This window comes from uncultured Pseudoteredinibacter sp., from assembly GCF_947500695.1.
In the GTDB taxonomy this organism is placed as follows: Bacteria; Pseudomonadota; Gammaproteobacteria; order Pseudomonadales; family Cellvibrionaceae; genus Pseudoteredinibacter.
In genome coordinates this window covers 405,438-431,093 of sequence record NZ_CANMSS010000002.1, presented here as the reverse complement: position 1 = coordinate 431,093, position 25,656 = coordinate 405,438, and the positions used below count along the sequence as shown (strand labels likewise).

General features: G+C 44.8%; 22 protein-coding genes. 14 read left to right on the top strand and 8 right to left on the bottom strand.

Annotated features, from left to right (window positions below):
- Positions 1 to 23 precede the first annotated feature (23 nt).
- The 4 genes from Q1A08_RS05530 to Q1A08_RS05515 all read left to right on the top strand — a co-directional run bounded on the left by Q1A08_RS05530 (position 24) and on the right by Q1A08_RS05515 (position 5,896).
- Positions 24 to 1,037, top strand: coding sequence for a VOC family protein (locus Q1A08_RS05530; protein WP_299770633.1), 1,014 nt, complete (start codon positions 24 to 26; stop codon positions 1,035 to 1,037).
- A 30-nt stretch (positions 1,038 to 1,067) separates the two neighbouring features.
- The gene (locus tag Q1A08_RS05525; protein WP_299770632.1) at positions 1,068 to 3,068 is read left to right on the top strand and encodes a pyrroloquinoline quinone-dependent dehydrogenase; all 2,001 of its coding nucleotides are present in this window, start codon (positions 1,068 to 1,070) and stop codon (positions 3,066 to 3,068) included.
- 290 nt (positions 3,069 to 3,358) lie between these two features.
- On the top strand, positions 3,359 to 5,284 hold the full coding sequence (locus Q1A08_RS05520) for a PQQ-binding-like beta-propeller repeat protein (RefSeq protein WP_299770629.1): 1,926 nt from the start codon (positions 3,359 to 3,361) through the stop codon (positions 5,282 to 5,284).
- A 9-nt stretch (positions 5,285 to 5,293) separates the two neighbouring features.
- Positions 5,294 to 5,896 (top strand): hypothetical protein, encoded by a 603-nt coding sequence (locus tag Q1A08_RS05515; RefSeq protein ID WP_299770627.1) that lies wholly within the window; start codon positions 5,294 to 5,296, stop codon positions 5,894 to 5,896.
- A 56-nt stretch (positions 5,897 to 5,952) separates the two neighbouring features.
- On the opposite strand, the gene Q1A08_RS05510 is transcribed toward Q1A08_RS05515, so the two are convergent.
- Positions 5,953 to 7,431, bottom strand: coding sequence for a M20 family peptidase (locus tag Q1A08_RS05510; protein ID WP_299770625.1), 1,479 nt, complete (start codon positions 7,429 to 7,431; stop codon positions 5,953 to 5,955).
- Positions 7,432 to 7,584: 153 nt separating this feature from the next.
- On the opposite strand from Q1A08_RS05510, the gene Q1A08_RS05505 reads away from it, so the two are divergent.
- The 7 genes from Q1A08_RS05505 (at position 7,585) to Q1A08_RS05475 (ending at position 11,898) form a co-directional block, all read left to right on the top strand.
- Complete coding sequence (locus Q1A08_RS05505; protein ID WP_299770623.1) at positions 7,585 to 8,145, top strand: hypothetical protein; 561 nt, start codon at positions 7,585 to 7,587, stop codon at positions 8,143 to 8,145.
- Between the two features lie 29 nt (positions 8,146 to 8,174).
- Positions 8,175 to 8,555 (top strand): VOC family protein, encoded by a 381-nt coding sequence (locus tag Q1A08_RS05500; protein WP_299770621.1) that lies wholly within the window; start codon positions 8,175 to 8,177, stop codon positions 8,553 to 8,555.
- 8 nt (positions 8,556 to 8,563) lie between these two features.
- A complete protein-coding gene (locus tag Q1A08_RS05495; protein WP_299770619.1) occupies positions 8,564 to 9,013 on the top strand; it encodes a YaiI/YqxD family protein in 450 nt (149 codons plus the stop codon).
- Positions 9,014 to 9,287: 274 nt separating this feature from the next.
- Positions 9,288 to 9,593 (top strand): hypothetical protein, encoded by a 306-nt coding sequence (locus Q1A08_RS05490; protein ID WP_299770617.1) that lies wholly within the window; start codon positions 9,288 to 9,290, stop codon positions 9,591 to 9,593.
- A gap of 306 nt (positions 9,594 to 9,899) precedes the next feature.
- Entirely contained in the window at positions 9,900 to 10,397 is a 498-nt protein-coding gene (locus Q1A08_RS05485) for an ATP-binding protein (RefSeq protein WP_299770615.1), read from the top strand.
- A 58-nt stretch (positions 10,398 to 10,455) separates the two neighbouring features.
- A complete protein-coding gene (locus Q1A08_RS05480) occupies positions 10,456 to 11,061 on the top strand; it encodes a pentapeptide repeat-containing protein (RefSeq protein WP_299770612.1) in 606 nt (201 codons plus the stop codon).
- A 315-nt stretch (positions 11,062 to 11,376) separates the two neighbouring features.
- Positions 11,377 to 11,898, top strand: a complete 522-nt coding sequence (locus Q1A08_RS05475; protein ID WP_299771107.1) for an AAA family ATPase — start codon at positions 11,377 to 11,379, stop codon at positions 11,896 to 11,898.
- A 19-nt stretch (positions 11,899 to 11,917) separates the two neighbouring features.
- On the opposite strand, the gene Q1A08_RS05470 is transcribed toward Q1A08_RS05475, so the two are convergent.
- The 7 genes from Q1A08_RS05470 to Q1A08_RS05440 all read right to left on the bottom strand — a co-directional run bounded on the left by Q1A08_RS05470 (position 11,918) and on the right by Q1A08_RS05440 (position 19,631).
- Positions 11,918 to 12,823 (bottom strand): phytanoyl-CoA dioxygenase family protein, encoded by a 906-nt coding sequence (locus Q1A08_RS05470; RefSeq protein WP_299770610.1) that lies wholly within the window; start codon positions 12,821 to 12,823, stop codon positions 11,918 to 11,920.
- Between the two features lie 9 nt (positions 12,824 to 12,832).
- The gene (locus Q1A08_RS05465; RefSeq protein ID WP_299770608.1) at positions 12,833 to 13,183 is read right to left on the bottom strand and encodes a hypothetical protein; all 351 of its coding nucleotides are present in this window, start codon (positions 13,181 to 13,183) and stop codon (positions 12,833 to 12,835) included.
- Between the two features lie 117 nt (positions 13,184 to 13,300).
- The gene (locus Q1A08_RS05460; RefSeq protein WP_299770607.1) at positions 13,301 to 14,332 is read right to left on the bottom strand and encodes a glutathione S-transferase family protein; all 1,032 of its coding nucleotides are present in this window, start codon (positions 14,330 to 14,332) and stop codon (positions 13,301 to 13,303) included.
- 81 nt (positions 14,333 to 14,413) lie between these two features.
- Positions 14,414 to 14,890 carry a thioesterase family protein gene (locus tag Q1A08_RS05455; protein WP_299770605.1) on the bottom strand — a complete coding sequence of 159 codons (477 nt, stop codon included), beginning with the start codon at positions 14,888 to 14,890 and terminating at the stop codon, positions 14,414 to 14,416.
- Between the two features lie 35 nt (positions 14,891 to 14,925).
- Positions 14,926 to 16,506 carry a GMC family oxidoreductase gene (locus Q1A08_RS05450; RefSeq protein ID WP_299770603.1) on the bottom strand — a complete coding sequence of 527 codons (1,581 nt, stop codon included), beginning with the start codon at positions 16,504 to 16,506 and terminating at the stop codon, positions 14,926 to 14,928.
- Positions 16,507 to 16,510: 4 nt separating this feature from the next.
- Entirely contained in the window at positions 16,511 to 17,065 is a 555-nt protein-coding gene (locus Q1A08_RS05445; protein WP_299770601.1) for a gluconate 2-dehydrogenase subunit 3 family protein, read from the bottom strand.
- 127 nt (positions 17,066 to 17,192) lie between these two features.
- Positions 17,193 to 19,631, bottom strand: a complete 2,439-nt coding sequence (locus Q1A08_RS05440; protein WP_299770599.1) for a TonB-dependent receptor — start codon at positions 19,629 to 19,631, stop codon at positions 17,193 to 17,195.
- Between the two features lie 852 nt (positions 19,632 to 20,483).
- Here Q1A08_RS05440 and Q1A08_RS05435 point away from each other — a divergent pair.
- The 3 genes from Q1A08_RS05435 to Q1A08_RS05425 are packed head-to-tail and all read left to right on the top strand — an operon-like array spanning position 20,484 to position 25,651.
- Entirely contained in the window at positions 20,484 to 22,007 is a 1,524-nt protein-coding gene (locus tag Q1A08_RS05435) for an efflux RND transporter periplasmic adaptor subunit (RefSeq protein ID WP_299770597.1), read from the top strand.
- The gene (locus Q1A08_RS05430; RefSeq protein ID WP_299770594.1) at positions 22,008 to 24,173 is read left to right on the top strand and encodes a biotin/lipoyl-binding protein; all 2,166 of its coding nucleotides are present in this window, start codon (positions 22,008 to 22,010) and stop codon (positions 24,171 to 24,173) included.
- Entirely contained in the window at positions 24,170 to 25,651 is a 1,482-nt protein-coding gene (locus Q1A08_RS05425; RefSeq protein WP_363323490.1) for an efflux RND transporter periplasmic adaptor subunit, read from the top strand. Before Q1A08_RS05430 ends, Q1A08_RS05425 begins: the two co-directional genes overlap by 4 nt.
- The last annotated feature ends 5 nt before the right edge of the window (positions 25,652 to 25,656 follow it).

Sequence of the window (25,656 nt, the reverse complement as noted above, 5' to 3'; positions counted from 1 at the left end):
GTCTTTAAATAGGATAACGAATAATGAAAAAAGTTTTATTGTTAATAAGCCTGTGCTTCAGCCAAATTATCTGGGCGGCGGAATCTCCATTTTTAGGTATTGGTGTCGCGGTTAATGATATCCCAGAAAAACTCTCCCATTACCAAACTATTCTGGGAATTAAGCAGTGGCAATATATCGATCTTAATACCGAGGGCGGTGCTATTCGCCTGGCTAGAGGTGAGTTCAAAGGTAAGAGCGTTGATTTAATGCAGCCTCTATACGGTAAAACCAAACTTGCGGAGTTTATTCAACAGCGTGGCGAAGGTATTTTTCATCTCTTGGTTGATCAGAACTACCTAGAAGATAAAGCCGCCTACAAACTTACTGCTTTAGAGAAAGCATCGTCCGATATTAGTCATATACCTAATGCTAAGCCCTACCAACAACAATGGTTGGATAGTTACGATGCTTTGGGTGTGAATCTAAGTTTTGCGCCTGCGCCTCCAACAAAGCAACATTACTGGGGTGTTGCTGATTTAGATTCACTTAAAAAAGACGCTCCGCTCAATACCGCGAGCATTGCTCAAATTGGTATTGTCATCGAATCTGCTGAAAAAACTGCTTTGCAATGGAAAAAGCTTCTAGGTTTATCACCGTGGGTCTTCGTAGACTTTAAACCACCAATGACCACTAGTGGCCAGTACTTAGGCGCTGCGGGCTCTGGATATAGCGAGGTGCATGTGGGCTATGGTCAGTGGTTCGATCTTCAAATCGAGCTACTGCAGCCGGTAGCTGGCCCTACTCCCCACAGAGACTACTTGCGCCGCTATGGCGATGGCGCACACCATTTCAGCTTGGGACGTTTGCTAGAGCATGATCAACTACTGCAATACTTGCAGGAAAATGATATCGCCCTTCAGATGCAATCGGATAATGGCGGCCCAAATCGCACCGCCAGTTATATGGGCAGTGAAAAACAATTGGGCTGGGTTTTAGAGTTTACTAAGGCCTTTAAAGGCCTTGGCAGCTTAAAAATTGTAAAGCAAATCCAATAAAGCACTGCTGAATACTAGAACGAGTTTTGTATGTATCGTTGTTTAATTATTAAAGCGGCCTTTAAAGCGACACTTAAGGCGACATTGTTGCTTGTTTGGGCTGGTGCAGCTCAAGCGGAAAAAAATGCTGAGGAACAGTGGCTGCACTATCGGGCAAATGAAGGCGCCTCGGCGTTTTCCAGTCTGAAGAAAATCAACAGCAGTAATGTGGACGAGCTGGAGCTAGTCTGGCAATTCAGAACCGGCGACAGCGAGAAGATGGCTGAACATATGGGCCGCACCTCCACCCAAGTTACTCCAATTCTTTTGCCTAAGGAAGCTGGTGGCCATTTAGCATTTTGTACGCCTTTCAATAGGATCATTGCTCTTGATCCAAAAACTGGGCAGCAGCGTTGGTCCTTCGATCCTAAGGTAAATATGGCGGGTACGCGTCCTATGCGCTGTCGAGCGGTTACCTATTGGCAACATGCCAATACACAAGAGCGCGAGAAATACTGCGGCCGGCGTTTATATGTCGCCACCCATGATCGTCGTTTAGTTGCCATCGATGCCAAAGAAGGTTCTTTGTGTAAGAGCTTTGCCAAAAACGGTGAACTGCTTTTATACAATGAGAAATCTGGCTACCAGCCAGATTATGTAAATAATTCTTCTTCGGCAGTTGTGGTTGGAAATAATATTGTTGTGGGCTCGGCGATTATTGATTTCGCTGAATCTCATGCGCCCCAGGGTACTGTTGTTGCCTTCGATGCATTGAGTGGTGATTTTCGTTGGAGCTTTGATCCAATTCCGAAAAGCAATGATCACCCTATGGCGAAAGATTGGCCTCGTGTTGATGGTAAAAACCCACAGGATTTCGCCGGTGGTGCTAATGCTTGGGCTCCGCTTTCTGTCGATAATGAACGTGATCTGGTTTTTATTCCTACCAGTAGCCCGTCGCCAGATTTCTACGGCGGTATGCGCCCGGGTGACAACCGCTATGCTAATTCGGTTGTGGCATTACGTGGTGCTACCGGTGAGGTCATTTGGCATCAGCAGTTGGTGCACCATGATCTTTGGGATTACGATGCGCCTGCGGCACCGGTATTGGTAGATATTAATCAAGGTGGTAAAAAGCGCGCTGTTGTTGTTCAGGTGACCAAGCAGGGTTTGGTGTTTACTTTTGATCGTGAAACTGGTGAGCCTGTGTTTGGCCAGGAAGAGCGCCCTGTTCCGCAATCGAAAATTGCAGGTGAGTACAGTTCGCCAACTCAGCCTTTCCCGCTGAAGCCGCGTCCGCTTATTGATGCCAATATCGATCCGAAGAAAGATGCTTTTGGTATGTTGTGGTTCGACAAAAATGCCTGTGAGAAGCGTTTGGCGTCTTTGCACAGTGAGGGGCTTTTTACTCCGCTGTCTTTGCAGCGTACTTTGATGTTGCCGGGTAGTTTGGGCGGTGCTAACTGGGGTGGTGCGAGTTTTTGGCCTAAGCGTAATCTTTTGTTTGTGAATTTAAATACGGCGCCTTTTGAGGGTGAGTTGCGTCCTATTAACCCGAATAATCCTGGCGATCATATTGTGGCTCATGGCAGTGAGATGAAGGTCACGATGAAGGGTTCTCCCTATATGGTCATTACGGATACGGTGACCTCGCCTTTGGGGGCGCCCTGTACGGAGCCGCCTTGGGGCAAGATGGTAGCTATTGATATGGGCTCGGGTGAGGTTCGTTGGGAATCTGCTTTGGGTTCAATTCATGATATGGCGCCCTTTCCTGTTCCTTTTGATATTAATTGGGGTACGCCGAATCTTGGTGGTTCGATGACGACGGCTGGTGGTTTGACGTTTATTGCGGCGACGATGGATAAGCGTTTTCGGGCTTACGATAGTTTAACGGGCCGTACGCTGTGGACGACGAAGTTGCCGGTGGATGCGACGGCGGTGCCGATGACTTATGAGTTGGATGGTAAGCAGTATGTGGTTTTGGCTGCTGGTGGGCATAAGATGTTTAATCGTGGGACGGGTGATTACATTTTGGCGTATGCATTGCCGGATTAAATCTAACGCGTTACCTAGAGTGTCTTCATTGGATAAACCGGTTTGAAGTAGGGATGAGATTCACAAAACTCGCCGTGAACCCATGGACTCAAACCGTCCGGGTTTTCGGCCTGCGGCCAAGCCCAAATTCCCTCCGGGGGAATTGGTCATGGGGGCTCCCCAAAAACGTCCCTGTTTTTGAGGGTTTTGTAACTCACCACCCCACTTCAAACCTTACTAACGTGAATTTTTCGAAGCCCCGAGTTTTAACTAACACTATAAATAAAACAGCTAATAAAAAGAGAAGAACAATGAAAATCATAAGCCGATTAGCCTATACGATCAGTGCGGCGCTAGGTGTGAGCCTGAGTAGTGGTGTTTTAGCTGCTGATTTAAGTAATGCTCAAAAGGGCGAGCAGTTATATAAAAAACACTGTGCAGCCTGTCATGAGCAAGGTGTGGATAAAGCGCCTAAGGTGGAAGATTTAAAACGACTCAGTCAAAGCCAAATTATGATGACGATTTCGATTGGTCGTATGCAGCCACAAGCGGCGGCTATGTCTAAGGATGAGCGTAGTTGGGTTTCGGAGTATTTATCGGGTGGCGGTGAGGTTGATAATACTTGGTTAGAAGCAAATCGCTGCGATAAGTATCCTGTAGTGACAGAAACAGGTAGTAAGGTGATTAGTGCGGACTGGGGCTTTGGTGAGTTTAATAATCGCTTGCAGACCGAGAGTGAGATTACGCCGGAGAATGTGCATAAGCTGAAGTTAAAGTGGGCCTTTGGTTTTCAGAAGGTCAATGATATGCGCAATCAGCCGGTGTATACCGAGGATGCGCTTTATGTGGGCAGTAAAAGCGCCCATGTGATGGCGCTAGATCCGGAAACCGGTTGTATTAAGTGGCAACAGCAAACCGCGGCGGGTGTTCGCTCTAGTTTGGTGCTGGGTGAAATCGCTGGTGAGCGTGTGTTGTTTTTTGCCGATGAGTTAGCCAATGTTTATGCAGTGCGAGCGAAAGATGGTAGTCGGATTTGGAAGGAAAACTTAGGTGTGTTTCCTACCTCTTTAATTACCGGTACGCCCTCTTTTTATAAAGGTAAGGTTAAGGGCCAAAAAGAAGAAGTTTCCCAGTTAATAGTGCCTATCTCCTCTTTTGAAGTGGCCGCTGCGGGCATGCCGGGTTATCCCTGCTGTCGTTCTCACGGTATGGTAATTGCGCTTGATGCTAATACCGGTAAAACCCAGTGGCAGTGGCATGCAACTGAGCAAGCGAAGCCTTTGGGTAAAACCAAAAGTGGTGTGCCGATGTTTGGGCCGTCTGGTGCAGTGGTGTGGACGACGCCGACTATCGATGCTGAGCGTGGTTTGATTTTTATTGGTACCGGCGAGAATACGTCCAAGCCTGCTACGGATACCAGTGATTCGGTTGTCGCTTTGGAAATGGCTACGGGCAAGATGCGTTGGAAGTTTCAAGCTTTGGCCAATGATATTTGGAATGCGGCATGTTTAAACGGTGGCGAAGCTTGCCCGGAGGATATGGGGCCAGATTTTGATTTTGGTGCGCCGATGATTCTTCATAAGATGAGCGATGGTCGTCCGGTATTGTTAGCTGGGCAAAAGTCTTCTGAGGTGTTTGCTCTAAACCCAGATACCGGTAAGTTGTATTGGCGTAATCGTTTAAGTATGGGTACGACCAACGGTGGTATTCACTGGGGCATGACGGTTTACAAGAATTCGGTTTATGTTCCGTTGGCCGACCCTGAGCGTGATATTCCAGGTTATACACCCAAGCCTGGTTTGTATCGTTTGAATATCGATAACGGTAAAGTTGAATGGGCTAAACCCGTGAGCCGTGGTTGTGATTTCGATATGGAGTATGCACCTAAGATTGGCTTGGAGCAGGTACGCAGTGGTAAAAAGCGTAAGCTAGAAGATCGCTATGCCTGCTCTTGGTACTACGGCCTTTCAGCGGCACCAAGTGCTGTTCCTGGTTTGGTTTTTGCCGCAGGTTTAGATGGTAAGCTTTCTGCTTATCGCATGAAAGATGGTGAAATCCTTTGGCAAAGCAAAACGGCTGTACCTTTTAAAACCGTTAATGGTCTATCTGCCCATGGCGGTGCTATCGATGTAGATGGTGCGGTGTTAGGTAAGGATAAGCTCTTTATTAATTCCGGTTACAGTATGTTTGGCCAGCTACCAGGCAATGTGCTGTTGGCTTTTGAGCTGGAAAAATAAGCACTGACTATGAAGCCTGTTGTTGTTCTATTGATATGCTTAAGCTACGCCACCTTGCGCTATATTGTGTTTGGTGACGTCGCTATAGAGCAGTGGCCTGTTTTTATTGTTAATAAAAGTGTTAGCTTTTTTGTGGCTGCCGGCATGGCGGCCTCAGCTTATTATTCTTGGCGCCTTAAAAGAATCAGCTTGTTAAATACTATTTCTAGCGATGAGCTTTATTCTAAATATGAAGCGAAGCAATCAGCTATCTGGGGCCGTTGGGCGTGGCATGCTTTGATTTTGCATGTCTTGCTTTCTATTGGATTACTGAACCCTGCGTATTTTTCGAAGTTCTATGATGGCGCAAAACTCAATTTACTAGGTAACATCATGTTGCTTGCGGGTGCATTGGGTAGCTATGCGTTCTATCGCTTACAGTCAGAGCGCTTAAACAACCTGATTAAGATGTTGGCTTCTTTGGCCTTATTGGGGCATTTTCTGCCCATGTGCAGCTCTTGGGCGAGCCCTGAAAAGTGGCCGGCCTATTTTCCGCCGATCTCTCTTTTAAGTGCTCTGCTAGCGGTTTATGCAGCGCTAGGGTTTTGGAGTTCTATCAGTAGTCGCCGCTAAGCATTCACAGCGGCGACTATCGATTTAAACGTAGGGATATTATTTGTGGTTACTTTTTACGGTTCGAGTGATTGAATTAATCGAGCGTAAAATAATACCGCCAATCTCATATTCTCGATGCTAATTCGTTCGTTATTTCCATGGAAGCCGCTGATATCTTCTTTACCGATAACCATAGGATTAAAGCGAAAGCTGTCTTTTGCAACTAGTTGGTAGTATTTGCTGTCGGTGCCGCCTACGGTAATGCTAGGGGTAACAATAACGTCGCCGAAGTTTTCTCTACTGGCATTCGCAAGCAGTTTAAAACCTTCGCTTTGGGTGCTGGCTACGGGTGATGCTTCCTGAGCTTCTTTGCTCTGTATCTTGACCCTTGGGTCATCGATGACCTTTTCTACATGATCAACTACATTTTCTACGCTATCACGGGGGTGCAGTCGAAAATTAATATTCGCCGATGTGTAAATAGGCAAGACGTTTTCTTTTACTCCGCCGCTGATCATAGTCGGTGCGGTGGTTGTGCGCAGCATGGCATTGGCAAAAGAGATTTCGCTCATCTGCTTTTCTAGAGCGCTATTAAATAACCAGCGGTTGGCAAAAAAGAATCGCTGTCTAAAGGGCATATAGCGTGACAGCACATCAAACATTTCGGCGCTTACACCTTCTAGGCCACCTTCCATTGGAGCATTTTGTACACGGCTTACGGCCTGAGATAGAACGCCAATCGCGGTTTGTTTAGGTGGAACTGAGCTGTGGCCACCCTCCCCTTGTACAGAAAGCTCAATATTTAAATAACCTTTTTCGGCAACGTTAATGCTGGCCACTGGCATGGGCATGCCATCGATCATATCGCTCAATACGAAGGAGCCTTCATCTAAGCTCCAGGCCAGTTTGATATTATTTGTCTGTAAATATTCAGCGATGGCTTTTGAGCCTTTTTCACTGCCTATCTCTTCATCGTGGGTAAAAGCTAGGTACACAGTACGCTTGGGCGAGATACCTTGTTTTAACATCAAGCTGGTTGCTTCCAATAAAGCGATTACGGCGCTTTTGTCGTCCAATGCGCCACGACCCCAGATGTGGGTGCTATCGACATGCCCACTAAAAGGCGGTTGCTGCCAGAGTTTAGCGGTACCGGGAATCACTGGAACCACATCATAATGCGCTGATAAGAGCACGGGCGAGTTGGTGCTCTGGCCTTCCCAGCGCAGTAATAGGGTGTAGTCGTTAAGGACCGTTAGCTCTAGCTGTGCAAAAACCTCGGCGTAGTTAAGCTTGAGCCAGCTAATAAACTCATTGAACTCAGGGCCGGGCTTATGTTCCCTAGAATAAGAAATCGTCTTTATCTGGATAGCTTCGGAAAGACGTTGGGAAATAGCCTCTATATCGAGCTGCGCACTATCTAGTTCTGCTGTGGCCGCTGCTGACTGCTCAGGAAGCTGGTCTTGCGAATCGGCTTGGTGAAGCCAAGTACGTACTATGGTCAGGGAGAGTACGCCCAGTATTATTACCGCCAGAAGCGTCAATAGTTTTTTCATTTTCTAATCCTTAGCTTTACAATCGCCTTTTACACCGATCTATATCAAAGGCGCTGCAGTGATGAGAGCTAGGCAGTATCTCAAATAGAGCAGGCTCAATACAGAGTGAGAAGTGCATGAGGACTATGTAAAGTTGTCAAGGCTAAGAGCACAATGACTAATTCAATGAATGCTTCTATGAAAAAGGCCATTAGCCGATATATACAGGGCAAGGATCACAACAAGCCCAATTTATTAAAGCAGGCCTTCGCGCCGCATGCGACGTTGAGTATGCGGGTGAAGAGCGAGAACATAAGCTTCCCGTCAAACACTCGGGGCTTAGCGGCTATCACCCAGCTATTGGTGAGCGATTTTAATAAGCAATATGAGAATATCTATACCTACTGCATCACTGATACCCTGCGAGAGGCAGACCAGAGCCTGAGCTGCGGTTGGCTGGTTATTATGACGGAAAAGGCCACCGGCAAAGTACGCTTTGGCTATGGCGATTATCACTGGGAGTTTTCAAGCTCAGGGCCGCACCTATTGGCTGATCGTTTGGAAATTATCATTGATGTGATGAGTGTTTTAGATGAAGGAACAAAAGAGCCCTTCTTAACGTGGACCGAGGCACTGCCCTACCCTTACCTTTCACTGAGCGAACTGCTCAGTAATAGCCCGGCACATGAAGCGGTTGAAGCCTTAGAGGCTAAGTTATTAGTTAAGAAAAAATAGAACAATAAAGAGAAAAAGAGATATAAAACATGAAATCACTGGCGATATCTTGGGTCGGTTTGTTTGCAGAAGATGTAAAAAAGCTTAGCGATTTTTATCAGCAGGCTCTGGGCTTGTCCTTGAGAAGTTACCGCGATGATTGCGCCATAATGCAGACTGAGAATGGCGACTGCTTTGAGATATTTGATGGTGGCAAGGCTAGCGGGCAACGTAAAACAACTGAACAGCAATCAATGGTTTTAGCCTTTGAAGTCGATGATATACATATCGCCATTGAGCGTATGCAATCGATGGGCTATAAAGCCGATTCAGAATTAGGTCAATATGGTGGGCATCGCTGGATCTACTATCTTGACCCAGAGGGTAATCGCTTTGAAATAAAGCAATCGGGCGAATTACCAACAGATTAGGAAAGACTATGACAATATGGGTAGACGCCGACGCTTGTCCGGTAGCCATTAAAGAGATTTTATTCAGGGCTGCGAATCGCTCAGAAACTGATTGCTGCTTAATCGCCAATCAATATATCCCTGTACCTAAATCTAAGTTTCTTAGCAGTGTTCAGGTATCTCACGGTTTTGATGTTGCCGATAATGAAATCGTACAACGCTGTGTTGAAGGCGATCTTGTAATTACCTCTGATATCCCTCTAGCCGCCGAAGTTATCGAAAAAGGCGCAAAGGCGTTAAGCCCGCGTGGTGAGCCGTACAGCAAAGCCAATATTGGTGCTCGACTAAATATGCGCGACTTTATGGACACCATGCGAGCCAGTGGTATCCAAAGTGGTGGCCCGCCACCTTTGGGGCCAAAAGAAAAGCAGGCTTTTGCCAATCAGTTGGATAAGTATTTGGCTAAGCTTAAGAGGTAATATCCGAGACTGCGGCTACTTTTCGGCAAAGCGGGCTTCTCCTGAAACAGGAAATGATTTTCGAATAATTTTCTAACGGGTAGTCGCAGGGTTCATTTGGGGGTTGTTAAGAGTTGATTCTCGTAGGTAGAGCCATAACGCGATACGCTAATACTGATCCATTAGGGATGTGTATACCTTATAGTGATGGCGTAAACTGTGGCTCGGGTCTATTAATAATAATGGATAGAAGTTAGTAGCTCTTCTTCAGGTTACTGATGTACAGGAAAGGAAAATGGGTTTTAGCGCTAATATTTCTCAGTGTGGAGTTTATGAATTGGTAATTGTGTACTCATTTTGTACCGCTTTTATAACCTTTACCATTAGCTTTATCTGGTTGCAATTTCTGTTAAAAGAAGAGTATAACAACTGGGTATTTCCTTGGGTTGTGCATGCTTTCAATAAAAATGCTTACCGTCACCCTGGTAACTTTATTCGATACATTTTCCTTGGTTCAATTATTATTATGGTGATGTTAGTTTTCCCAATAGTAGGTGCAGCTGGTGTAAACGGGAACCAGTGTATACAGCTTACTTGGTAAAACCAGGAAGGCACCTACCTTTGTCTTTGGCGATTGCTTTTAACAACTGGGTGTGAAGCCTATGCTGGAATGAGTAATTGATATTCTCGTGCAGAATTAGCGATTAAGGCTGGCGCATACAGATGCTTGACAACTGCTCAATACTCAACCAATATCCACCTATGAACAAAATACTTAGCACTCAAGCCGTCATTATTACCATCATTATCAATCAATGGTGGGTTGGCTAGTGCATAACTAATTCTTAAACCCGCCCAAGAGGCGGGTTTTTTGTTTCTGCCTCCTGGGTTTATATACGGAGGCAATATGGCTAAACAAATAGGTACTCTGAGTTTTTTCTGTGGAAAGATGGCGGCAGGGAAATCTACACGAGCTAAACAAATCGCAGAGCAATGCCAAGCGGTGCTTATATCGGAAGATCTATGGCTGGAAAAATTATACCCTGCTCAGGTGCGTTGTTTATCGAGCTACATTGAGTATTCAACACGCCTGAAGCCTATAGTGAAAGAGCTAGTGCAATCTATATTGACTACAGGAAGCGATGTTGTACTGGATTTTCCGGCAAATACTGTAAATCAACGCAATTGGTTTCGGAGTATCTTTGCAGAGATCGCTGCGCCGCATCAACTCTTCTATCTGGCTCGCTCCGATCAGCACTGTCTAGATCAGTTGGCTACTCGCCGTAAAGCTCAGCCTGAGCGAGTTGAAACAGATACAGAAGATATGTTCTGGAAAATGCACTCCTTCTTTGAAGAACCTTCCCTCGAAGAGAGCTTTAGCTTGCTGGTTGAGGGGCGTAGTTAATGTATGGCTATAAGCGGTACAATAAGGGCTGTGCCTACTTTAAAAAGAGTAAGTTGTAATGACGGTAGAGGAATTTTCAAAGGAAAGCACCTTCTTATCTAAAACCTTTTCAGATCAAGATTTTTCTGGAATCAGTTTAGAAGGGAAGGAGTTTGATGATTGCACTTTTAAAAACTGTAACTTTAGTGAAGCGGACTTTTCGAGGGCCAGTTTTATAGAGTGTGAGTTTAATAGCTGCAACCTCAGCTTGATTCGGGTCGATGCTTGCAAGTTTTCCGATGTGTCATTCAACTTATGTAAGATCATTGGGGTGAATTGGAGCAAGGTGCATTGGCCTCGAATTATGTTTGAATCGCCTATTAGATTTAATCAGGTAGTGCTAAACGATAGCTCATTCTATGGAGTGTCTTTACCTGGATTGATCATCGAAGACAGCAAATTGCATAATGTCGATTTTAGAGATGGTGATTTTACAGACGCCAAGCTTTGTTATTGCGATTTTACTGGGAGCTTGTTTCAACACACGAATCTAAGCAGCTGCGATATGACAGAATCAAGCAACTACGATATTAACTTGAGTGAGAACACGACATCGGGCGCAAAGTTCAGCCGCTTCGAGGCCATACGGTTGCTGGACCATTTTGATATCGAATTGGTTGATTAGATAGCTTGAAGCTGTGTTTACGGCTGAAGGATGTACTAATTGTGTGGCTCAGGGGTTCCTCGCTGTCATATCAATAAGCTGGGCAGGAGTCTGTCTTGTCTGGGCAAATTGACAGGTTTGAATTGTCGCTCTATACCTTAATCCAGACCTAAAATTCAGGTCTGATTTATATTGAAGTATTAGAATGCTCCGCGATATTGGTTGAGCTACGCGACTTATGAAGTAAAGCTTGCTCAGCGACACAAAAGCGTCATATAAGCTCGTATATACTCGCGCCGCTTGCTGGATTTGTCTTAGGAAATTGTTTTGCGAAAAGTGCTCATTACCGGAAACTCAGGTTCTGGAAAATCAACATTAGCTAATTATTTGGCGACTAGCGAGGGGCTGGGCTATCTGGACCTAGATACTGTCGCTTGGTTGCCCGAGTTGCCCCCCAAACGCATGCCATTGGATGAATCCATGGGCTTGATTACTGAATTTGTAGAGCAGCATGAGGGCTGGGTAATTGAAGGTTGTTATGCAGATTTGTTGGAGCTCTTAGAAGAAGACGCCAATGAGCTGATCTTCCTAAATTTACCTATTGAAGATTGTGTGGCCAATGCTCAAGCTCGCCCCTGGGAGCCCCACAAATACTCCAGCAAAGCATCCCAAGATAAAAATCTAGAGATGCTCACCCAGTGGATACATGATTATGGCCACCGGGATGATGCATGCTCTCTTGCCGCGCATCGGGCTTTTTATGAGCGTTTCGATGGCAAGAAAACTGAGCTGACTGGGCGCCCGGCTATCCGTACTGAAAACGAGCAGGCCGCTAAGCCAGAAGCTCTTGTGAGTTAGCCAAATGCAGGAGTGCGGCTCAGGCAGAAACCTTGGCCGATAGCTCTTTGAAATAGCTTAGTGCGATAGCGGCATTTTTAGTGACCCCTAGTCGCAAGCGCTCTTTCCAGTCGGCATCTGGGCTGGCTTCAAAAATATTGTGTAGCTGACGTCGTAAGGCGCGAATATGCTCAACGGTGCGGGCGCCTTTGCTAAAGTCTTTAGTGCGCTTTTCCAGCAGGAAATTACCCTTATTTTGCCCACGTACTAACAGTGCAGATTCGGGCTTACCAATCTTTTTAGCACTGGCTGCAACATAGCGTATCGCTAGGCCGATTCGTCGATCATCGCTTTGATTCGGATCGGAGCCATGCACCAACATAAAGTGGTGTAAGGACATTTGCCCTGGCTCTAGCTCCATGTATACCTGCTTTTCAGGCTCCAGCTCGTTCTCTGGGATTGCTTGGCCGCGGGTCAGTAGATTGTCTTTGGCATAGGTATTCACTTGGGAGCGCTCACTAGTATGGCTACCCGGCTCTACCTTCATTACACCCGATTCAGCGGTAGCGGGACTTAATGCTATCCAGGCAGTAACCACATCATCGGCATCGACACCCCAGTAAGCGGCATCTTGGTGCATAGACACATAGCTGCCGGTGCCCGCTTCCTTGGTGAATAAATTGCTCATATAGCAGAGAATATCCGGGCCAATTAAGGCCTCTACGGCATCCAGTACTTTGGGGTGGTGTACCAACTCGTCGGCCCAGTCGTACAACAGATAGGTTTTATTACATTGGATGCGATCCATAGGTTTGCCCTGCAGCTCTTCCATGGCTTCCAATTTGGCGCGGCTTAGGGCGGCCTCTTCTGGGTTTAGAATAGTCACCGGGCAGATATAACCCTGTTCTTTGTACTGTGCGACTTGAGTGGGGTTTAAAGTGCTCATGGCTATCTCCTAAGCGCTGATCAAGGCTGTTATTTCATTGGCCGTCAGGCCGGCACCGATAAGTGCGCAAACCATTAATACCGCCAAGGCCCCTAAGCGCTCGCGAGTCCCGCCATTTGGATCCATGCGGGTAAACAGCATGGCGTATAAGTTGCCGGCCATAAATGACCAAGCCAGTAACATCAAGGCGAGCCCAAAACCACTATCCAGATTAAATGCGCTGAAGGCTAATAAGCCACACACTGCATAGTCATCCACGGACAGTGGCCAGTATTTATCGGTTTTAACAAGGACTAAGGTTTCACCAATAGTGAGAACAATGGCAATAAAAAGGGCAAAGTAAAATAGAAAATCTGTCATCTGATCCACCGGCTAGTATTCACTTTTATATTTATGGGAAACATTGTTTCCCATGTGTGCCAGTGTGTCAATAGCTAAAAAATAAAGCCTCTTAATCTAAAGGTGATTTTGCAAGGGTTAAACTAATAGGTCTTTACAACCTGTGTTCACCAAGAAGGTGTCAACTTGAGTTTGTTCGCTATCGTCAAGTCTTTGATATTCCTGACGAATCCAGTTTAAGCATTTGCTTTGATAGGGGAAACTCGCTTGCTTCCAAAGCTTGCCATCAATCTGAGTCTGCCATTCTAAATGGTGATGTTTGATCGCTTCAGCGTTGGCCAGTAAGGCGGGTACATAGGTTTTTGCCAGCTCCCTTAAAATATCCTTTAAGGTTTCAGGAAGCTCATCAAGCTTACTCCACTGAAGCTTGTCAGCCTCTAAGCCACTTTGGTCTTCCATTATGCTCACCCAGGCCACCGTTCTTGGGGATAAATCATAAGCAATAGCGCGGGGAGTTGGGTCGAAACCAATAAGTTGGCTGAGTTGACCGAACAAAGCGAAATCAGCTGAGCTAGGTTTATTACCGAGAAGGTACGGTAGCTGGGCAAAGTGAGCTTCTAAAAGCTGCAGTAGGCGGCGAAAACTCGCATCAATTACCGGAGCGGTAATTTCATTGGAACCGACGTATCCTAGTCGCCCAATTTGGCGTTCGCTAAAAAACGCCTTGAATTGCAGCAAGCTATCTTCCGCTAGGGTGACGCCCATTGATAGTGGTAGCTGAGTTCCGGCGTTATCGGCATCTTCGCTAAAGTGCCAACGATAGTGGAACATAAATTTAGTGCACCATTCGTCAGCATAGTCTTCCAGTAAATAATTAATAAAGTTCAGTGCCGGGTCGTCAGGTAATACAGAGCGTTCCCTAGATAGCTTTTCTAGCCGTCGAAGAATAGGTGTGGAATCACAAACGGCCTCTGCTTCACCGTTTTCATTATCCAAAATAAAAGTAGGCATAAAGGCGAGCTTGGGCTTTGGAATCCCAAGTTTGTCTAATTCAGCACTTGGGTCACCCCAGGTAATCGCGTGTTCAATACGACGATAACGCAATAAGGACAGCATCTTGCGGGTGTATGGCGAGCCAACATTACCAATAAGTTGGATGGGCTTTGACATGGTGATTCCCCTGAATTGTATAGCTCTATTGTTTCAGCTATTACCATGAGCTTCCAGGGTGTTTATGTCGATAAATTGTGTTTATTTATCCGGCCAGCCTATTTGGCGAATGCCTTGTCCTACCCAAGGGTCAACATTCAGGTCTTGATCCTGAGCTTGCTCTGCTTGTAAAGCTTGTAAGTTGCTTTGAGTAAAGGCTGTTGAACGGCGGCTTGTTTGATCGACATTGATTACCATACATTCATTGAGAGACACTAGCTCCCGAGTTTTTTCGGTCATCATTTTGTGGAGGTAGTGTACCTTATTGTGATCAAAACCTAATAGCTGGGTTTCGATAATAAAGCGCTCGCCTAAACGTAGCTCTTTTCGATAACACAAGCGAGACTCAATAGAAAAGATGGTATGACCATCATCTAAATCACTGACGCCGCCAATATTCAGATCGCGATAGTAATTCTCGGTGGCAAGATCAAAGACCACTAAATAGTAGCCCATGTTCATATGTTGATTAAGATCTATCCAAGCCTCTTCGACTTGACCACGGTAACTCTCTTTCACCCTACCCCCTTTAAAACTTGTTGAATGCGCATCGCTTAGCTGAGTTGACTCCAGCTGTTTAGCATATGCTCTGCACCCATTAAGCTCAAGGCTGTAACTGTGTAGGTAGGGTTCACAGCTCCGCTACTGGGGAACAAGCCGGGCCCGGCCACGAATACATTGGCTACATCATGTAGCTGCCCATATTTATTACATACGGAGTCTTTGGCAGTTTTCCCCATAATGGTACCGCCCATAATATGCATGCCGGCTCGTGGTCCGGTCCAGCTTTCGCTGGCGCCGGCCGCTTTAAAGACTTCTAAACCTTCTTTCACCATATGCTCGGTAAGCTTGGCAACACGCGGATCGATATCGTGATGAGCTTTCGCAAGCGCTAAGCCACTGCTGTCTTTTTTGCCGCTCAAGGTTATCCGGTTTTCGGCTGATGGAATATCGTCACAAATACCCACCATGGTGCCGAAGTGTTTACTCGCCTGCTGCATAAAGCGATCTAGCTTTTTACCAAATAAATCCGCCCGTGAAGTTGCAATACCCAGTAGATCATTAGGTTTACAGGCATTGGCGATGAGCCACTGATAACTGCCGTAACTTTCAGGTATTGCTTGTTTGTTAGCGTAGCCATCTTGGCAAATTAATTGGCCGCCACTCAAGCCCATATGGGGCTGGGTTTCTTCTTTAAATACGCCCCAAATAGTATGAGCTGGGTGCGTCATTAAATATCGGCCCAGTAAGTCGTGATTATTGCCTAAACCTTGGGGGTGTTTGCTGTGCTGAGAAAGCCAGAGTAGACGAGCGTTCTGCACAGTAAACGCTGCGAGCACAACAACTTGTGCTTTTTGGATAAAGATCTCGCCATTGGAGTTTTGATATTCAACGCCAGTAGCTTTATCCCCCGCTTCATTGAGTAAGACTCGACGAACCAAGCAATTGTTAAGCACTTTTGCGCTAGCAAGCTTTGCTTCAGCCAGCGTGGTAACAAGTGGGTTAGCCAATGCACCTGTTGGGCAGCCAGCATCACACCAACCATCAAAAATACAGGATTGGCGATTGCCTTGTGGAATTGAATTTACCGCGTAGGGTATTGGCGCGGTGTGCAGGCCTTTAGCTTTAAAGCCTTTGGCGATGACGTTTCCTTGATTCAAAGTCGGCAACGCGGGCATTGGATAATCATCAGCGGCTGGGCGCCAGCGCTCTGCCTTAGCATCACCGCTTAAGCCGATATGTTTTTGAATGCGGTCGTAAAATGGACGTAACTCGTCGTACTGGATCGGCCAATCAAGACCAATACCATATTGGCTTTGAGTGTTGAAGTCGTTCTCGTGCAATCGTGGCCACACTCCATAATGGTGTACTGCACTGCCGCCGCTACCGAAGCCGGAATTAAAATTCTGTCCTATTTTATGATTGCCACTTTCTTCAACAGGACTGCCGGCCCATTTAAGCTTTCGCGCCCAAATCTGAGAGCTTTGCAAGTCACTCAATTTTTTTTCTGGGCCGGCTTCTAAAATTAACACTTGCTTGCCGGCTTTAGCGGCCGTCGCTGCAAATAGGCTCCCCGCGGCACCGGAGCCAACCACTAAAACATCTACTTCATCACTTTGAATTATTGTACTCACAGTATTACCAGGCTGTTGTTGGTTTTATATGGGCCATATAAGGAACGCCGAGTTTTGCAAAACCTGGCTCGGTGCCGTATACAACATCTACCGCATCAGCACGCAAAACAAAATAGAAAAAAGAGGCTGGCGGTCCCTGCCAGCCTTCGAGAGCATCGCTTGCCATATTAGAAATAAAACTTTCTATCTCACTATCACTCAGCTGCACGATGGGTTTGCTAAAATTTTTAAGTGAAGCTGCTTGAGCAGCGTTCAGACCTGCTTGATAAAAATTACTAAAAGGTGGTGCTACACCAAGATAACGGATCATCAATAAGCAATCTGCTTGCCCGTCTCTTTGTAACTGTTGATCGATAAAATGCGCGACCCCAGCTTTTTCTGCACCAGTAGCTAGCCCTTCTCCTAGCCTAGCCAAGTCCTGTGCATCGGGTTCACTGAAAACTTGATAGGGAATTTTTAACTCAGCAGCTTGTGAACAGCTTAAATTGACGAGGCTGCCAGCGACATTGAAACCAAATACCAGCGCACTGGCTTGGAGAAATTTTCGGCGTTTAATCATGGTTCATGCTCACATCCTAGATAGGCTAATCTGAAAAAAGATAATGCCAGTGAGTGTAAGAATGCTATACGTTATTATTGTTTGAGGTAATGGGGCTTGCTTGTAGCTAAGCCCCATTTAAGCTTTATTAAAAACGATATTTTACATTAACGCCAGTCCAGCGTGGGTCACGGTAAGAAACTTCGTTACAACCACACAGCGTTGCTAGGTCGAAGCCCTGCACACCTGCACGCTCGTCGGTGACGTTACGCAGGATAAGAGACGCTTCCCACTTATCGTCTGCGCTTGCCCAACCAAGACGCGCATTGGTCATGACGTAGCTATCGAATTTATCAGCGTCAAAATTACGCAAATTGTAATAGAACTCGTCCGAATAGCTGACATCAGCCGCTACATGCATCATGCCACCCATTGCTTCCCACTCATATCGTACTAAAGCGGTAGCCTGAACTTCCGGCGCATAAGTTGGACGGACATCGCGTGGTGGTAATGGAGAGCCAGAGCGCAGTAATACGTCTTCTACAGTGGCATCCAAGTATGAAGCGCTTAATAAAATATCCCAACCTTCTGCAGGGCTAGTAATTAGCTCAAGCTCGATACCTTTGTTGACGGCATCGGCATTGATAACGACACCGCCTACACCCACAAACAAAAATGCTTGATAGTCGCTGTAATCATAATAATAAGCCGATCCGTTTAGGCGGGTATTGCCATCACCCAGAGTCGCCTTAAAACCGGCCTCGTAGGCCATTAAAATCTCTTCGTCGTAAGGTAGTGCAGCTTCGCCGCCTGAGCCTAAGTAGGCACCAAGTAATGGCGCATTAAAGCTACCCGCTTTCACTCCACGATTAATACCAGCATAAATCAGTAGATCATCTGTTGGGCGGTAATCTAATTGCACTTTACCGGTCCATAGCGTGTCAGAGCTTTCTAAGTCATGGTTAAACGGAGAACCAGCGCCAAAGGCGTTTGGAATTGGGGAGCCCTGGTTAACTGTATGATTGCCTTCAGAAAGATAAACACCGATTTCAACATCGTAATCTTTCTTTTCTTCCATCACACGTAAACCTGCGGTCAGCATAAGTTGATCGCCGATATCGTATTCTACCTGACCAAATACGCTGTAAGAGTTAGTCTCCAGGTTTGCTTGCACACCGATATCTACAGGCGGAAACAAAGCATCAACGATACTGTTTACAGGGGCCTTCAAGCCATTGTCGGAATGGTTGTCGATATTCAGATAGAACAAACCGGCAACCCAGCGACTGCTTTCACTTTCACCATTAAAGCGAATCTCTTGTGAGAAACTACTGGCATCAACGCCGGCGTAGTTGGCAAGCTGGTTTATTGGCGCGGCGTCGACATCAATAAATAATAATTTTTCATAATCTTTGTAGTCGGTTATCGCCGTCATAGTGACGTTTTCGTTTATTTCTTTAGCGATATTAAAATTTAGGCCCCAAGTATCAGTAGAGCCTTGGTCTTCAAAAGCAAAGTCTCCTGAGAAAGTGAAATCAGCGCCGTCTTGATCGACGTAGCCAAAGAAATCACCGCCGGGTACAGGGCGACCCGCTAAACCAATAGCGCCACCGGGAATAAACTGGTCACCATCGATAACATCCGCTCCACCATCGCCATCACCTTGAATCGTTAAGCGAGTTTCGCCAGCCGGCGTATCAATCACATTAATTAGCTCACCATTGGCATCAAGCACTGCAATGGTGGATTTTGATTGGTATGGGCCGGTACTGCTTTTTGAGCTAGCGTAGTTAGCTGAAAAGTTTATCGTGGTGTCGTCACTGGCTTCGTAAGTAAGGTTAAGACGTGCGGCTTTGGTATCGTCGCCACCTAGATCTGCACCAGCGCCGTTACCTGGAGATCCGCCACCAGGCAAATCTGAATTGGCACCCTGTGGGTAGAGATTTTTTAGGTAGCCGTCTTGCTGATTAGTTTTGAAGGCAACGCGAGCGCCAAGCTTTTCAGTCAAAGGGCCGCCTACAGCACCTTCTAAGGTCCACTTATTGGCGTTAGCTGGTGTATCGTACTGACCAAAAGTCAAATCAATATAACCTTCAACTTCCTCCATATTGGCTTTGCGCGAAATGTAATGCACCAATCCACCGGTAGCGTTGCGGCCAAATAAAGTGCCCTGTGGGCCTTTCAAAATTTCCACTCGATCAACATCAAATACAGCGAAAGTCTGTGCCTGTGCGATCGCTAGATAACCCTCATCGAGATAGACCGCATTTGGCGCTTCAACGATATCGTTAAAATCATTTTGGGTTACACCACGAATGGTGAACTGGGTATTCTGGCCGGCCATGTTGCCGGAGATATGTACCCCTGGGCTAAATGTAGCGATATCGTGGCTTTGAGTTACCCCAAGGGCTGACATCTGGTCACCACTGAAGGCGGTTACAGCAATGCCTACATCTTGTAGGCTTTGCTCACGTTTCTGAGCGGTTACGGTCACCTCTTCAAGAACAGAGGCTTGGCTAGAGTAACTAATGACGGCGGTACTGAGTAAAGCGATGGTGGAACTAAGGGCGTTCTTTTTGAAAGTCATCGTGCTGTCCTATTTTGGATGCTCTGGTTTTTATTATGTTCTGGCATTAACGCTGCCTGGATTCAAAGCAATTTGAATATAAATTACAGGTTAATTTAAGCGTTACAATATTAATTTAAACATAAGTGTTTTATATGTAAACAACTAATTTTTAGCTATTTGCATTTTTGGCCCGCTCTAAATATATGAATTTTCATGGGTTTTTGGTGGTTGGGTGATTGCTGGAACTTACAGCCGATGGAAAACAGCTGTCGCTGAAGGTCCATGATGCGGACATTATTGAGTAAAACACTATGAGAGTTCGAACGAAGTAACGCGGGTTTACTCGATGATTAATTGTCTAATTTGACAGTCCCTTATAGATTTACATCCTAAAAAATAACTAAAACCTGAGATAAAGAAATTAAAAATAAGAAATATATATAAGTAGAATATTCGCTATAACTAATGTCCTCTAAATCATCCGCCCGTCGCAAAAAATAACGCAAAATTTGCCGCGCCAACTATTTTATAAGTACCCAAATTTAGGTACATTCTTTATACATTCTGGCACTTTAGTGCCAGCTGTTGACGCTCTAACATAGGCAAAGCATGACGCGCCCTGAAGCTAACACCCACGCATCAAATGGATTTGTTGTTAATAATCAAAATAGCACTGGTGAGGTCTTTGCTGAGGTAGACCAGCAGTGGTTAGCTTGGCAATGCCAAATGTTGGCATCGTGCACCTCCGCGTCGCTTCTGAAATACCCTGTAAAAAATAATGGCCAACTAGAGTGTGTAGCTAGTTGGCCTCAGTCCGCTCCTGAACCAACGCTTGTTGAACTGCAAAATCAGCTTGGTGCGGAGCCTGGGTTGTTCAATAAAGCCAATTGCTGTGAGATAGCGGGAGTGTCACAAGACCTGATTGCCTGCTCCATCAAAATTTCTAAGCAGGAATACATGCTATGGGTTCTTTCCGAACATCGACCGGCAAGTCAGCGACAAGCTATGATTCATTTGTTGCAGTGGGGCGGTAATTGTCTCGCTATTCTAAAAGGTCAACAGCACAAGTCTAATGCTAGACTTATGTATGTAGAGTCTTTAGTTAGCTCGGATAATCTTGAACACTGCCTGTTAGAACTCTGTAAGAACATTAGCCAGCAGTTTGACTGTGAGTCTGTCTACTTGCTGAATACTGGCCGTACCACAGTCACTAGTGCCTTAAGTTATCCACCCACAGATGTACTGCCCAATAGTGATTTAGATCTTCAGCTCAAAAAAATACGAGATGAATCTTTTGCTCAACAGACTCTGATAAGTTTCCCATCTATTAACGATACTCCAAATTTCAAGCGCGAACATCAAAGGTTTGGTCAAAGTAACCAGAGTGCGCTCTGCTCTGTTCCATTTATTGAGAATGGAAATCGTATGGCAGTTTTACTTTTGCAAAAAAAAGAAGTGTTTACATCAGCGGAAATTGCAAGTATTTCGTTGTTACCAAACATTTTAAACCACGCTTTGGAAAATCGAATAAAAGGCCACAATGAAAAAAAGTCTGCCAAAACAATATTTTCAAAAATAGCTAACTTAAGAGCTATAGCAATAGCGTGTATGCTTTTTATAACACTGATGATAGCCGGAAATATTGATTCAACACTAGAAATCAAAGCTGCGGCTGAAGTAGAGGGAAGGAAAAAGCAACTGATCGTAGCACCTCATGACGGCTATATTAAAGAAGCTTTTTATCGTAGCGGAGATACAGTGAAAGCCGGTGATATTTTGGCTCAGCTAGATGACCTAAACCTAGACCTAAACAAGAAGCAGCAACTAGCGAATATGGCATCGCTGAAAAGCCAATATCAAGCGGCCTTATCTGAAAGGGATAGGGTAAAACTGGCTCGTATCAGAGCTCAAATGGATAGAGCTCAGGCAGAGTTAGACATTATTGACTATCAATTAAGCCAACAAAAGCTCAGCGCAGCCTTTGACGGTGTAGTATTACAGGGGGATATGAGCCAACGTATTGGAGCCCCGGTTAAAGCTGCAGAGGTTTTGTACGAACTTGCGGCAATAGATGACTATAAAATTGCCTTGTACGTCAGTGAGTACGACATAGCCGAACTGACAACCGCTAGAAAAGGTAAGATAAGATTCACCGCCTTTCCTAATAAGGTTTGGGGCTTCAGCTTGCTGTCGTTGCACCCTGTCTCTGAAATTCGAGATCAAAAAAATGTTTTTAGAATAGAAGCAAAACTGGATGATGATAGTAATGAACTAAAACCTGGCTTACGCGGGTACGCTCAAATCACTACTGGTGAACACTCCCTGTTATGGGTATGGACGAGAAATACAATAACTCGTATGCGCTTGTGGTTTTGGCAAGGAGCTGGATGGTAGATGGAAACCACCCCGTTTTTCGAAGATCTGGCAAGTGAAATCTCACAATGGAACAGAATTGCGAGTTATAAACCAAAACTCTATGCCCACATAGAGGTCAGTTTTCATGAATTTCGTGGCGAGCCTTGGTACGTCCTATCTGATTCCGCGAGAAAGCAATCTATACGAGTAAACAAAAAAACTTTTAGTATTCTTAGCCAGTTTGATGGTGCGAGAAGTGTAAAAGATATTTATAGTTATCTGAGTAGCTACAAACAAGAAGAAAGCTACAGTCAATCGGATATGATTGAAACTATATCTCAATTACTGGAGCTTAAAATTTTAGCTCCAGGGGTAAACCTCAATACTTCTGACTTTCTTCAGCAAAAGAAACGTGAGAGTCAAAGCGACAAGGTCGCAAGTATATTTAACCCTCTGGCTATAAAAGTACCTCTGTTTAACCCGAATCGCTTATTTGAGTGGTTCACAGAAAAAATGCCATTTTTAATGTCAAAGCCACTCCTATGGGGAGGTTTTGTTTTTATGGTGCTTGTTTGTCTGCTTTCAGCAGCCAACTACACCGATATAAAAAGTGATATTTACGACGCAGAAAACTATTTGGGAAACAATGCTTTACTGCTTATATTGAGTTATATTTTTCTAAAATTTATTCACGAATTGGCACACGGCGTGTGCTTGAAATGGTATGGCAAGCCCTCCGTAGAATGCGGATTGACCGTGATGGTGTTTATGCCGATTCCCTACGTCGATGCAAGTTCTGCATGGAGTTTAAGTAGTAAATGGCAGCGAATAATCATCAGTTTAGCTGGTATTTACACTGAACTCTTACTTTCTTGTATGGCTTTGAGTATCTATTTACTTAGCTCGAATGAACTTATCCAGCATGCTTGCCTTGGTGTGGCTTTGGTGGGTTTCTCTTCCAGCATTTTATTCAATGCAAACCCACTTCTTAAATTCGATGGCTATTTTGTACTTGAAGATTCTATCGAAATACCTGATCTCTTTGATAGGTCTAGAAAATACTGCAAATCCTTTTACAAAAGGTTGTTGTTTGCAAAGCCAGTAGTATCCAACGAACCTGAAGATATAACAAAGATATTGCTGATATATGGCCATAGTTCGATAATATTTAGACTTTTATTGTCATATGTAATTGCCCTATATCTTATCGATGCGTTTTTCTTGATTGGCGTAATATTAGCTAGTTTTCTAGTCTATCAACAGCTCGTTAAACCTCTAATTGACTTCTTTAACTTTCTTGTTAATGAAGCTTTGGGGGGAACAGGGTCAAATATAGCCCTGTTTAGAATCGGATTTCTTGTGATAAGCGCTTTACTTATCGTTTTTTACCTACCGATAAACAACAGCAAAACCATTCAGGGGGTAAGTTGGGTTGATCACAGTTCAAAAATAATTGCACCGCAGTATTCGCGCCTGAACTCAGTCTATGTGAGCGATGGATCAGAAGTGTCCACTGGTGATTTGTTGTTCCAGCTAGAGTCAGAAGATCTAAAACGTAAAATTACCCTGGAAAGGTCAAAGTTGAAAATTCTGGAAACAAACTATTTTGCATCATTTAAAGAAAGAAAACAGGACCTAGATTTTTCTGAAGAAATTAAAGCTCAAAAAGAGAAGCTAGAAGCCTTGAAAAGTTTGCTGAAAAAGCTGGACGTAAAAAGCCACAATAATGGGACGATAGTATTCGCCGATGACTATCTTTTGCAAGGACGTTGGCTGGAAAAAGGTGAGTTAATCGCTTATGTACTCGAAGATAGGGATATTTTGATAAGGGCAGTAATTAATCAAGATTATTTAGAGTTAATTAAGACCAGGCTTGAGTCAATAACAGTTAGATTAGCGAGCCGACCCTTTGAAGAACATCGAGGCGAACTGAAAAAAATACTCCCGAAGGCAACTTTAAACCTACCCCATGGCGCATTATCTTATCAAAACGGGGGGCAAGTAATATCCAAATTTGATGAGACTAAGGATAGCTACACAAGCAATAGAGAGATCATTGTTTTGGAGGTGGCGCTACCGTCGGTTCCGCAAAAGCAAATTGGAGATCGTGCATATATAAAGTTGAACTTTGAAGCAAGCTCTCTATACGAGTTGTTTACTAGGAAGTTTAAACAAGTATTTTCAGAGAAATTACTAATAATATGAAGATGAAGAAATTTATAGCAATCATTATGTCGATCCCGTGCGTGGAAGCTGTGGCGCAGTTTAAGCTGCTGGACGAAGAGTTTGATTGTATGTTAGAGCCAAGTCTTATAAGTGATATAGGAAGCTCAGTCCCCGGAGTGCTAGATAAAGTAACGGTAGATAGAGGCCAGACTGTTAGTCGAGGACAGGTTATTGCAAAGCTAGAATCCAGTGTTGAACAAAAAGCTATGCAGCTTAAGAGGTTTCAAGCGAACTCAAAAACTTCCATGAGCCTACATCGATTGATGTCAGAGTTTGGTAATCGAACAGATCAACGTAACAGTGTACTTGCGAGTACTTCGGCAATATCTGAGCAAGATTTAGATCAAATCAGAACTGACTCTAAAATAGCGGAGCTTCGTCTAAAACAAGAAAAAGAAAACTACCATCTTGCACAACTCGAGTACGATCAAGCGAAAGCTATTGTTGATAGAAAAACGGTATTGAGCCCTATCGATGGCGTTGTTATGGAACGATATAAGTCAGTTGGTGAGTTTGTCGATGAAAACCCTATTTTAAGGGTAGCTCAGCTCAATCCATTGCACGTGCAGGCAATATTGCCGGTAGAGCTCATGGGGAGTCTGGCTATTGGTCAGCTCGCTTCAGTAGGCTTAAGTGTGGATGACTATCAACCTAACTATGAAGCAAAGATTAGTTTACTAGATCGTGTCGCGGATGCGCCCAGTTCGACATTCAGCGTTCGACTGAGCTTACAAAATGATGAACTTACTATTCCAGCTGGTGTTAGATGTAGAGTAAGGTTTTCTACAGTTATCAAACCAGAGACGCATATAGCAGAAACAAATAGACAGGGGCCAAAAGAAAAAGTGTCTGTTGCACAAAACCGTGCCGTATTAAATTCTTTGACAGCTGAAAAGGGTGAAAAATCAATTGATAATCTGGCTGCTGAAAAGTCGTCAAAGCTTATAACAGGCGAAACCACTAACACAGTGGCTGAAATACAGCTTGTCAAAACAGATTCGAGACCAGAGCAAATTGACTCCGCCGAAATTTGTCATCGATTTGGTCCATTTAAAACTACTGATGAGCTGAAAGAAGCAAAACAAGCTTTAGAAGATTATGGCCTTGAGGCTAAGTTGAAAGCCCAAGCTTCAGATATTCAATTTATGGTTCTAAGCACAGGTAACAGATATCGCCTCCCAGATGTAAGAGAGCTTAAGTCTAGGGGGTTGAGCGATATGTTTTTGATCGGTAAAGGTGATCACTCGGGAAGAATCTCTTTTGGTTTGTACAGCCAGGCATCTGCGGCAAAGTCTAGGTTAGAGGAATTAACGGCAGGGGAAGTAAGTTCTGAGATTGTAGAGCGATATAAAACAAGGGATTTTTTGGAAGCTACTGCCCTAAACAAAATTCAGAAAAGTTGGTTGTCCACAATCGTAAAGAATTCAGATGTTCCAGTTAGTAAATGTCCATTGTAGGCATC

What these genes read in the sequence shown, in the direction of transcription:
- Q1A08_RS05530 (WP_299770633.1), top strand. Translation starts at nt 24, where the DNA reads ATGAAAAAAGTTTTATTGTTAATAAGCCTGTGCTTCAGCCAAATTATC.
- Q1A08_RS05525 (WP_299770632.1), top strand. Translation starts at nt 1,068, where the DNA reads ATGTATCGTTGTTTAATTATTAAAGCGGCCTTTAAAGCGACACTTAAG.
- Q1A08_RS05520 (WP_299770629.1), top strand. Translation starts at nt 3,359, where the DNA reads ATGAAAATCATAAGCCGATTAGCCTATACGATCAGTGCGGCGCTAGGT.
- Q1A08_RS05515 (WP_299770627.1), top strand. Translation starts at nt 5,294, where the DNA reads ATGAAGCCTGTTGTTGTTCTATTGATATGCTTAAGCTACGCCACCTTG.
- Q1A08_RS05510 (WP_299770625.1), bottom strand. Translation starts at nt 7,431, where the DNA reads ATGAAAAAACTATTGACGCTTCTGGCGGTAATAATACTGGGCGTACTC.
- Q1A08_RS05505 (WP_299770623.1), top strand. Translation starts at nt 7,585, where the DNA reads ATGACTAATTCAATGAATGCTTCTATGAAAAAGGCCATTAGCCGATAT.
- Q1A08_RS05500 (WP_299770621.1), top strand. Translation starts at nt 8,175, where the DNA reads ATGAAATCACTGGCGATATCTTGGGTCGGTTTGTTTGCAGAAGATGTA.
- Q1A08_RS05495 (WP_299770619.1), top strand. Translation starts at nt 8,564, where the DNA reads ATGACAATATGGGTAGACGCCGACGCTTGTCCGGTAGCCATTAAAGAG.
- Q1A08_RS05490 (WP_299770617.1), top strand. Translation starts at nt 9,288, where the DNA reads ATGGGTTTTAGCGCTAATATTTCTCAGTGTGGAGTTTATGAATTGGTA.
- Q1A08_RS05485 (WP_299770615.1), top strand. Translation starts at nt 9,900, where the DNA reads ATGGCTAAACAAATAGGTACTCTGAGTTTTTTCTGTGGAAAGATGGCG.
- Q1A08_RS05480 (WP_299770612.1), top strand. Translation starts at nt 10,456, where the DNA reads ATGACGGTAGAGGAATTTTCAAAGGAAAGCACCTTCTTATCTAAAACC.
- Q1A08_RS05470 (WP_299770610.1), bottom strand. Translation starts at nt 12,823, where the DNA reads ATGAGCACTTTAAACCCCACTCAAGTCGCACAGTACAAAGAACAGGGT.
- Q1A08_RS05465 (WP_299770608.1), bottom strand. Translation starts at nt 13,183, where the DNA reads ATGACAGATTTTCTATTTTACTTTGCCCTTTTTATTGCCATTGTTCTC.
- Q1A08_RS05460 (WP_299770607.1), bottom strand. Translation starts at nt 14,332, where the DNA reads ATGTCAAAGCCCATCCAACTTATTGGTAATGTTGGCTCGCCATACACC.
- Q1A08_RS05445 (WP_299770601.1), bottom strand. Translation starts at nt 17,065, where the DNA reads ATGATTAAACGCCGAAAATTTCTCCAAGCCAGTGCGCTGGTATTTGGT.
- Q1A08_RS05440 (WP_299770599.1), bottom strand. Translation starts at nt 19,631, where the DNA reads ATGACTTTCAAAAAGAACGCCCTTAGTTCCACCATCGCTTTACTCAGT.
- Q1A08_RS05430 (WP_299770594.1), top strand. Translation starts at nt 22,008, where the DNA reads ATGGAAACCACCCCGTTTTTCGAAGATCTGGCAAGTGAAATCTCACAA.
- Q1A08_RS05425 (WP_363323490.1), top strand. Translation starts at nt 24,170, where the DNA reads ATGAAGATGAAGAAATTTATAGCAATCATTATGTCGATCCCGTGCGTG.